This window comes from Azospirillum isscasi (assembly GCF_030849505.1).
GTDB classification, from domain to species: Bacteria; Pseudomonadota; Alphaproteobacteria; order Azospirillales; family Azospirillaceae; genus Azospirillum; species Azospirillum isscasi.
This window is the reverse complement of record NZ_JAUJFI010000204.1, coordinates 1-8593: the sequence shown is the minus strand read 5'-3', so window position 1 is coordinate 8593 and position 8593 is coordinate 1. Positions and strand designations below refer to the sequence as shown.

Sequence of the window (8593 nt, the reverse complement as noted above, 5' to 3'; positions counted from 1 at the left end):
CCCTCGCGGCGGGAGGCGAGCACGGCGACGTGGCAGCGCGCCCAGACCTGCCGCACGTCGGCGGTGTGGCCGGGCAGCTCGACGCCGGGCAGGGCGGCCCAGCGGTCAAGTTCGGCCTGGGTGACGGAGGTCGGGTTCTCCGGGTCGGGCGTGCCGGCCAGCAGCAGCCGGACGTCCAGCCCCTTGGCCCGCAGCCTCTGCTGCGCCTCGACCAGCGGGCCGACGCCCTTGTCGGCGAGCAGGCGGGCGACGCAACCCACCGTCACCGGCGGCTCCGGCGGTTCGGGAAGAACCTGATAATGGGCGGTGTCCACGCCGGAGCCGCGGATGATCCAGGCGCGCTCGTCGGGCAGCAGCCCGGCGGCCACCAGGGTCTTCCGGTCGTCCTCGTTCTGCAGGATGGTCAGGCTGTTCGGGCGCTTCAGCACGGCGCGCAGCAGCGGGCGCGCCACCGCCCCGGCGACGCGGGACTTCAGCCCGCCCGTGCCGAGGAAGGCGGAGCCCAGCCCGGTCAGCGCGTTCACCACCGCCGGCACCCCGGCCAGCCCGGCGGCCAGCCCGCCCAGCAGCACCGGCTTCATGGCGACATGATGGACCAGATCCGGCGCCTCCCGCCGGTAGAGGGCGGCGATCTCCGCCACGGCGGACAGGGCGCCCGCCGGGTTGATGCTGCGCCGCTGCCAGGACAGGGGAAGGACGCGGAAGCCCGCCGCCTCGATGCGGTCGCCGTGCTTGTCCACGCGGGTGGCGACGGCGACCTCGAACCCGGCGTCGCGGGCGGCGCGGGCCATGGGCAGGCGGTGGGACCAGAAATACCAGTCCTCCGTCACCAGATAGATCAGCTTGCGGCTGGCGCTCACTGGGCTGGCGTTCACGGGACGGGCCTCAGGCAATGCCGTGATAGTCCTTGTACCACGCGATGAAGCGGGGCAGGCCGACGTCGATCGGCGTCTTCGGCTCATAACCCAGGTCGCGGCGGCTGATCTCGATGTCGGCGGTGGTTTCCGGCACGTCGCCCATCTGCAACGGCTCCATGACCTTCACGGCCTCGCGCCCCAGCGATTCCTCGATGATGCCGATGAAGCGCATCAGGTCCTCGGTCCGGTTGTTGCCGAGGTTGTAGACGGCGTGCGGGGCGCCGTTGGCGTCGGGCCTGGCCGGACGGTCCAGCGCCGCCAGGACGCCCGCGGCGATATCCTCCACGAAGGTGAAGTCGCGCTTCATCCGCCCTTCGTTGAAGACGCGGATCGGACGGCCCGCCATGATCGCGTCGGCGAACAGATAGGCGGCCATGTCCGGGCGCCCCCAGGGGCCGTAGACGGTGAAGAAGCGCAGGCCCGTCGCCGGGAACTTGTAGAGATGGCAATAGGCGTAGGCCATCATCTCCGCCGCCTTCTTGGTGGCGGCGTAGATGGACATCGGGGAATCGACGCGATCCTCCACCGAGAAGGGCATCTTCTTGTTGGCGCCGTAGACGGAGGAGGTGGAGGCGTAGACGAAATGCTTCAGCTTCGGCATGCGCCGCGCCGCTTCCAGCAGCGCCACCTGACCGGTGACATTGGCGTCCACATAGGCGTAGGGATTCTCCAGCGAGTAGCGCACGCCGGCCTGGGCGGCCAGATGCACCACGCCGGTGACGTCGGCGAAATCGGGGGTCAGCGCCTCGATGGCGGTACGGTCGGACACGTCGGCCTTGACGAAGCGGAAGCCGGGGCAGGTGGCGAGCCGGGCCAGCCGCGCCTCTTTCAGGGCCACCGAATAATAGTCGTTGAGGTTGTCGATCCCCAACACCGTCTCGCCGCGATCCAGCAGGGCCGCCGCGACATGCGAGCCGATGAAACCGGCCGCGCCGGTGACCACGATCGTCATTTCCACCATCCTTGACAGGCGCGCGCCGGCCGGCCCCGTGTTCGAGGTGTCACGCGCGCGTCAACAGCCCGTCTTATGCCCGAGCCGATGGCCGGACGCCAGCCCGCAAAAAGCGGTCCGCCGCTTGACAGCCGCCGGGCACACCCGATCTACTGCCGCGACCTTTCCAAGTTGCCGAACCGGATCTCCATGCCGCCGAAAAAGAACCCCGCGAACCTCAACCCGCTCCAGCTCAAGACGCTGACCCTCCTTCAGGAACTCGCCCGGCTGGAACAGAAGCCGGTCGAGGGCGAGGAGGGGGCCTTCCTGGTCACCGGCCTGCCGCACGCCCACGGCAACCATTTCCACCTGGGCACCGCCGTGGTCGCCACCCGCGACGCCACCGGCCTGACCAACGAGGCCGTCTGGAACATCCTCCAGCGCAAGGGCATGGTGCGCCGCACGAACGATTACGGTGTGGTGACCGCCCAGGGCATGGCCTACGACACCGGCCTGCGCGACAGCATCCTGCACCGTTCCGACCACTAAAGGACGGGGGCTCGCGCCGTGTGCGGCATCTGCGGTTTCCTGGCCGGTCCCGGCCCCGAGCCCGGGCTTGAGGCCACGGCACGGCGCATGGCCGGCACCATCGCGCACCGCGGCCCCGACGGGGACGGCGTGTGGGCGGACGGGGAGGCCGGGATCGCGCTCGGCCACCGCCGGCTCGCCATCGTGGAGCTGTCGCCGCTGGGCCGCCAGCCGATGGAATCGGCGGACGGGCGCTGGGTGATCGCCTACAACGGCGAGATCTACAATTTCCAGGACCTGCGGGCGGAGCTTGAAGCCGCCGGCCACCGTTTCCGCGGCCATTCGGACACCGAAGTGCTGCTGGAAGGCTGCGCCGCCTGGGGCGTGGAGCACACCGTGCGGCGGCTGGTCGGCATCTTCGCCTTCGCTTTGTGGGACCGGCGCGAGCGCACCCTTCATCTCGTGCGCGACCATCTGGGGGTGAAGCCGCTCTACTGGGCGCGCATGGGCGGGGCGCTGCTGTTCGGGTCCCAGCCGAAGGCGCTGCGCGCCCACCCGGCCTTCGCCGCGGAAATCGACCGCGACGCGCTGTCCGCCTATCTCCGCTTCAGCTACGTCCCGGCGCCGCACAGCATCTACCGGGGCGTCCACAAGCTGGAGCCCGGCAGCATCCTGACCGTCCGTCCGGGACGGGAGCCGGAGCGCACCGTCTATTGGGACGCGGGCGCGGCGGCGCGGGCCGGCATCGCCGACCGGCTGGCCCTGTCCGACAACGACGCGGCGGACGCGCTGGACGCGCTGCTCAAGGATGCGGTCGGGCGGCAGATGATGGCCGACGTGCCGCTGGGCGCCTTCCTGTCCGGCGGCATCGACAGCTCCACCGTCGTCGCGCTGATGCAGGCGCAGAGCGCGCGGCCCGTGCGCACCTTCACCATTGGATTTGGCGGGGGCGGGTTCGGCGAGGACGGCTACGACGAGTCCATGCACGCCCGCGCCGTCGCCGCCCATCTCGGCACCGAGCATACGGAGCTGCGGGTGGAGGCCGGTCACGCGCTGGAGGTCATCCCGAAGCTGGCCGACTGGTACGACGAGCCCTTCGCCGACAGTTCCCAGATCCCGACGCTGCTGGTGTCGGAGATGACCCGGCGCTCCGTCACCGTGGCCCTGTCCGGCGACGGCGGGGACGAGCTGTTCGCCGGATACAACCGCTATCTCACGGCGCCCGCCCTGTGGCGTCGCATGGCGCCTCTGCCCGCCGGGCTGCGGCGCGGCGCCGCCGGACTGATCCGCGCCGTTCGCCCCGGCGGTTGGGACGCGCTGGCCGCCCTGATCCCCGAGGGACGCCGCCCGCGCCAGACCGGCGACAAGCTGCACAAGCTGGCCGGGGTGCTGGACGCCGCCGGGCCGGACGCCATCTATCGCCGTCTGGTCAGCCAGTGGCAGGACCCCGACGCGCTGGTCCATGGCGGGCGGGAGCCGCATGGCCCGGCCTGGGACGACGGGCTGGCCGCGGGCATCCCCGATTTCGTCGAGCGCATGCAGCATCTCGACAGCGTCACCTACCTGCCGGACGACATCCTGGCGAAGGTGGACCGCGCCAGCATGGGCGTGTCGCTGGAAGCCCGCGTGCCGCTGCTGGACCACCGGGTGGTCGAGTTCGCGTGGCGCGTGCCGCCGGCGCAGAAGCTGCGCGACGGCAAGGGCAAGTGGCTGCTGCGGCAGGTGCTCTACCGCCATGTGCCGCCGGCCCTGGTGGAGCGGCCCAAGGCCGGTTTCGCCATCCCGCTGGACGGCTGGCTGCGTGGTCCGCTCCGCGACTGGGCGGAGGACCTTTTGGACGAGGGGCGGCTGCGCCGGGAGGGCTTTCTCAACCCCGCGCCGGTCCGCGCCTGCTGGGCGGAGCATCTGGCCGGGACCCGCAACAACCAGCACCGGCTCTGGAACGTGCTGATGTTCCAGGACTGGAACCGCCGCTGGGGCAGCGCCGCCGCCCCGGCCCCGCTTGCCGCGAGCGCCGCATGACCACGAACGACGATCAGACCAGGACTCCCGCCGCCCCCCCGAAGAAGGACGACAAGCAGGAGCGGCTCGCCGCCCGCCTGCGCGAGAACCTGCGCAAGCGCAAGGAACAGGCCCGCGGGCGGGAGAAGGACGGGCAGGGGCATTGTGGCTGACCCGGTGCGGGCGCGCCTGTGGGGCTATGGCTGCATCGTGGCCTCGGCGCTGCTGTTCGGCGTGGCCGGGACGGCGGCGAAGATGCTGTTCGTCGCCTCCATGCCGCCGCTGGTCATGATCGCCGTGCGCGCCATGGTGTCCGCCGCGGTTTTGGCCCTGATCATGCTGGCGCTGGGCCGGCCGATGCGGGTGCGGCGGGCGGACATGCCGTTCCTGGGCGAACTGGCCGTCTGGCTGACGCTGGTCAACCTGACCTTCTTCTACGCCATCGCCCTGACCAACGTGGCGCTGGCCCTGATGCTGGAATACACGGCCCCCATGCTGATCGTGGCCGCCGGGTTGGTCCTGGGCACCCACCGGATGAACCGGGCGGTCGGGCTGATCCTGGCGGGCAACGCCGCCGGCTGCTTCCTGCTGGTCGGCGCCTACGATCCGGCCCTGTGGTCGGGGAACGCGCTGGGGGCGGCGGTGGGCATGCTCTGCGCCGTGTCCTTCGCCGCCTACAACGTCCGCTGCGCCCATGGGCACCGCAGGGGGCTGGACAGCTGGTCGATGACCTTCTGGCCCTTCTTCCTGTCGGCGCTGTTCTGGCTGCTCGCCACGCCGGCCATCGACTATTCGGCGGTCGAACCGACCTGGGAGACCGTGGGCTTCGTCCTGTTCATCGGAATTCTCGGCACGGTGGCGCCCTATTGGCTTTATCTGGAGGGGCTGAAGACCATCGAGCCGTTCCCCGCGACGGTGATCGGCATGCTCGATCCCGTGTTCGCGGGGGTGACGGCCTTCGTCCTGCTGGGGGAGAGCTTCGAGCCGCCCCAGCTTGCCGGGATGGCGGTGGTCTGCGCGGTGATCGTCTTCCTGAAGCGCAACGAGTCCGCTGTGCAGGCTATTCCCCGTCCCGCCGCAGAGCCTTCCTGAGCCAGATCTGCGTGTGCCCCGGCGGGTAGCCCTCCATCTCCGCCCAGACCTCGTAGCCCTGCTTGCGGTAGAAGCCCGGCGCCTGGAAGTCGTAGGTGTAGAGGCGCGACCAGCGGCAGCCGCGCCGCACCGCCTCCTCCTCCGCCGCGGCCAGCAGGCGGGCGCCCAGCCCGCCGCCGCGCCGGCTGTCGTGGACCCACAGATAGTCCACATACAGCCACTCCCAGTTCGTGTAGCCGGTCAGCCCGGCCATCAGCGCCCCGGCGCCGTCGCGGACGGTCGCCATGATCTCCTGAAGATCGTAGGGGGCGGTGAAGCGCTCGTTGAAGGCGCGCAGTTCGCCGTGGATCTGCTTCACCTCGTCCGGGTCGAGCCGTCCGGAGAGAGAAAGGGTCAGGCCGGCCACGGTGCTGTCCTGGGCGCTGTCCTGGGTCACGCGGTTGGTCCTTTCATGTGCAGCGGCTGAAGGGCATCCATGAGAAAAAGCCTCAATTCCTTCCCTTGAGCGCGCCCGCATGCTCCGCTACAACGCCTGACAGATTCAATCCCCGTAAGACCCGAGGAGTCCGCCGACGAGCGGCATAACGCCGGACCCTCGAACCCGCAAGATGGCCTAATCCGCCGGGCTTCGGCCTTTTCGACAGCATCTGACCGGACAAGACAGCTTCATGGACAAGATCCGCATCCGCGGCGGCAAGCCCCTTCACGGGTCGATCACGGTGGGGGGCGCCAAGAACGCGGCGCTTCCGCTGATGACGGCGGCGCTTCTCAGCGACGAGACGCTGACCCTCACCAACCTGCCGATCCTTGCCGACATCAACACGCTGTGCAACCTGCTGCTCCAGCACGGCGTCGCGATCCACATGGCCGGGGCGGGCGGGGATTGCGCCGGCCGTGTCGTGGAATTCACCGCCCGCGACATCACCAACACCACGGCCCCCTACGACCTCGTCCGCAAGATGCGAGCGAGCGTGCTGGTGCTCGGCCCGCTGCTCGCCCGCTGCGGCGAGGCCAAGGTGTCGCTGCCCGGCGGCTGCGCCATCGGCGCCCGTCCGGTGGACCTGCACATCAAGGGCCTGGAGGCCATGGGCGCGGAAATCCGCATCGAGGGCGGCTACATCGTCGCCAAGGCGCCGCCGGGCGGCCTGCGCGGTGCGGAATACGTGTTCCCCAAGGTGTCGGTGGGCGCCACCGAGAACCTGCTGATGGCCGCCACGCTGGCCCGCGGCACCACCGTCCTGGTCAACGCCGCCCGCGAGCCGGAAGTGACCGACCTCGCCGAATGCCTCGTCAAGATGGGCGCCAAGATCACCGGCATCGGGTCCGACCGGCTGACCATCGTGGGCGTGGACCGGCTGCACGGCGCCCGCCACATGGTGGTTCCGGACCGCATCGAGACCGGCACCTACGCCATGGCCGCGGCGATGACCGGCGGCACGCTGGACATCCTGAACACCCGCCTGGACCTGATCAAGGCGGCGGTGACGGCGCTGGTCCCGGCGGGCGTGGAGTTCACGGAGATCGAGAACGGAATCCGCGTCTCCCGCGCCAACGGCGAGTTGACCGGCGTGGACGTGATGACCGAACCCTATCCCGGCTTCCCCACCGACCTTCAGGCCCAGATGATGGCCCTGATGTGCACGGCCAGGGGTGCAGGCATGATCACCGAGACCATATTTGAGAATCGGTTCATGCACGCGCCCGAGCTGACCCGCATGGGAGCCCGCATCACGGTGCACGGTTCCTCCGCCCTCGTCCGGGGGGTGGAGCGTTTGACCGGCGCGCCCGTTATGGCGACGGATCTCCGCGCGTCGGTGTCGCTGGTCCTCGCCGGTCTCGCGGCGGAAGGGGAGACGACGGTCAACCGCGTCTATCACCTCGACCGCGGCTACGAGCGGGTGGAGGAGAAGCTGGCGGCCTGCGGCGCGGACATCGAACGCATCCGGGCGGAGGACGACTGAGGGCGTCCGCCGTCCGTCCAGCCGTCCACAGCGAAGGGAAGCACATGACCGCCACGCCGATCCGCCTGCGCGCCCAGGATGCCGAGGATCTGAAAGTCGTCTCCGCCTGTCTTCAGGATGCCATCCTGCCCATCGGCGACATGTGCTTCCTCCCGGAGGAAGCGCGCTTCGTGCTGGTCGCCAACCGCTTCAAATGGGAGACGGCGGGCCGGCAGCGCCCCGGACCGACCGCCGACGACGACCATCTGACCCCCTTCGAGCGCGTCAATTGCGGCGTGCGGATCGAAGGGGTGACGGCGGTGAAGCTCCGCGGCATCGACGTGAAGGACCGCGCGCAGATCCTGGAATTGCTGTCCGTCGAGGCGGCGGAGGGCGCTCTGGTCCTGAACTTCGCCGGCGGCGGCTGCGTCCGGCTGGAAAGCCCCTCCTGGACCTGCTTCGTGGAAGACCTGGGCGAGCCCTGGCCCACCGGCTGCAAGCCCTGTCATCCGTTGGAAGACGAACAATAATCGGGAGACCGCCATGAAGGCGCGCGTGAAGTGGGTTGACGGGAAGATGTTCGTCGGCGAGTCCGGCAGCGGCCACGCCGTGATCATGGACGGCGCGCCGGAGGCGGGCGGGCGCAACCTGGGCATCCGGCCCATGGAGATGCTGCTGATCGGCATGGGCGGCTGCACCTGCTTCGACGTGGTGATGATCCTGGAGAAGGGGCGTCAGGCCATCACCGATTGCGTGGCCGAGATCGAGGCCGAACGCGCCGCCACCGACCCCAAGGTCTTCACAAAGATCCACGTCCATTTCGTGGTGACCGGGCGCGGCCTGGACCCGGCGAAGGTGGAGCGTGCCATCGCCCTGTCGGCGGAGAAGTACTGTTCCGCCTCCATCATGCTGGGCGCCACCGCCGCGATCACCCACGACTTCGCGATCGTCGAAACGCCGTAACGGCGCGGGCATCGGCGGAACCGTCCGGCTCCGGGCGGGTTGGGAGAGCGTCGTCGCCCGTCCCAGCCCACGGAGCCGTTCCGCCATGCCCACCATTCCCGCTCCGGGCCCCGCCCCCCGGCCCGTCGTCGTCGTCACCGGAGCGTCCGCCGGGGTCGGGCGCGCGACGGCGCTGGCCTTCGCGCGGGAGTGGGGCGCGGCGGTCGGCGGCCTCGCGCTGA

Annotated in this window: 10 protein-coding genes; 7 read left to right on the top strand and 3 right to left on the bottom strand. The window is 70.2% G+C overall.

All coding sequences use genetic code 11. From position 1 onward, the window contains the following. Together QSG27_RS25795 and QSG27_RS25790 are read right to left on the bottom strand one after the other, a co-directional pair. Positions 1-875 (bottom strand): glycosyltransferase (locus QSG27_RS25795; protein WP_306711241.1); only part of this gene is annotated, 875 nt, incomplete at its 3' end. A 10-nt stretch (positions 876-885) separates the two neighbouring features. Next, on the bottom strand, positions 886-1869 hold the full coding sequence (locus QSG27_RS25790; protein ID WP_306711239.1) for an SDR family NAD(P)-dependent oxidoreductase: 984 nt from the start codon (positions 1867-1869) through the stop codon (positions 886-888). 189 nt (positions 1870-2058) lie between these two features. Here QSG27_RS25790 and QSG27_RS25785 point away from each other — a divergent pair, with 189 nt between their 5' ends. From QSG27_RS25785 to QSG27_RS25770, 4 genes are read left to right on the top strand one after another with little or no spacing between them, the layout of a single operon-like run. After that, positions 2059-2397, top strand: a complete 339-nt coding sequence (locus QSG27_RS25785) for a hypothetical protein (protein ID WP_306711237.1) — start codon at positions 2059-2061, stop codon at positions 2395-2397. 18 nt (positions 2398-2415) lie between these two features. Then, positions 2416-4398: an asparagine synthase (glutamine-hydrolyzing) gene (gene asnB / locus QSG27_RS25780; RefSeq protein ID WP_306711234.1), complete on the top strand. Its 1983-nt coding sequence runs from the start codon at positions 2416-2418 to the stop codon at positions 4396-4398. Further along, positions 4395-4550, top strand: a complete 156-nt coding sequence (locus QSG27_RS25775; RefSeq protein ID WP_306711232.1) for a hypothetical protein — start codon at positions 4395-4397, stop codon at positions 4548-4550. Before asnB ends, QSG27_RS25775 begins: the two co-directional genes overlap by 4 nt. Next, a complete protein-coding gene (locus QSG27_RS25770; RefSeq protein ID WP_306711230.1) occupies positions 4543-5469 on the top strand; it encodes a DMT family transporter in 927 nt (308 codons plus the stop codon). Before QSG27_RS25775 ends, QSG27_RS25770 begins: the two co-directional genes overlap by 8 nt. Here the strand turns inward: QSG27_RS25770 and QSG27_RS25765 are convergent. Next, positions 5438-5905 carry a GNAT family N-acetyltransferase gene (locus QSG27_RS25765; RefSeq protein WP_306711228.1) on the bottom strand — a complete coding sequence of 156 codons (468 nt, stop codon included), beginning with the start codon at positions 5903-5905 and terminating at the stop codon, positions 5438-5440. The two genes, QSG27_RS25770 and QSG27_RS25765, sit on opposite strands and share 32 nt — an antisense overlap. A gap of 232 nt (positions 5906-6137) precedes the next feature. Between QSG27_RS25765 and murA the strand changes: the two genes are divergently transcribed. From murA to QSG27_RS25750, 3 genes are read left to right on the top strand one after another with little or no spacing between them, the layout of a single operon-like run. Then, positions 6138-7430 (top strand): UDP-N-acetylglucosamine 1-carboxyvinyltransferase, encoded by a 1293-nt coding sequence (murA, locus tag QSG27_RS25760; protein ID WP_306711227.1) that lies wholly within the window; start codon positions 6138-6140, stop codon positions 7428-7430. A 44-nt stretch (positions 7431-7474) separates the two neighbouring features. Beyond that, on the top strand, positions 7475-7939 hold the full coding sequence (locus QSG27_RS25755; RefSeq protein ID WP_306711225.1) for a DUF2948 family protein: 465 nt from the start codon (positions 7475-7477) through the stop codon (positions 7937-7939). Between the two features lie 13 nt (positions 7940-7952). Continuing rightward, positions 7953-8372, top strand: coding sequence for an OsmC family protein (locus tag QSG27_RS25750; protein ID WP_306711224.1), 420 nt, complete (start codon positions 7953-7955; stop codon positions 8370-8372). Positions 8373-8593 lie beyond the last annotated feature (221 nt).

Coding starts and splice junctions, on each gene's coding strand:
- QSG27_RS25790 (WP_306711239.1), bottom strand. CDS start 1,869: ATGACGATCGTGGTCACCGGCGCGGCCGGTTTCATCGGCTCGCATGTC.
- QSG27_RS25785 (WP_306711237.1), top strand. CDS start 2,059: ATGCCGCCGAAAAAGAACCCCGCGAACCTCAACCCGCTCCAGCTCAAG.
- QSG27_RS25775 (WP_306711232.1), top strand. CDS start 4,395: ATGACCACGAACGACGATCAGACCAGGACTCCCGCCGCCCCCCCGAAG.
- murA (WP_306711227.1), top strand. CDS start 6,138: ATGGACAAGATCCGCATCCGCGGCGGCAAGCCCCTTCACGGGTCGATC.
- QSG27_RS25750 (WP_306711224.1), top strand. CDS start 7,953: ATGAAGGCGCGCGTGAAGTGGGTTGACGGGAAGATGTTCGTCGGCGAG.
- QSG27_RS25755 (WP_306711225.1), top strand. CDS start 7,475: ATGACCGCCACGCCGATCCGCCTGCGCGCCCAGGATGCCGAGGATCTG.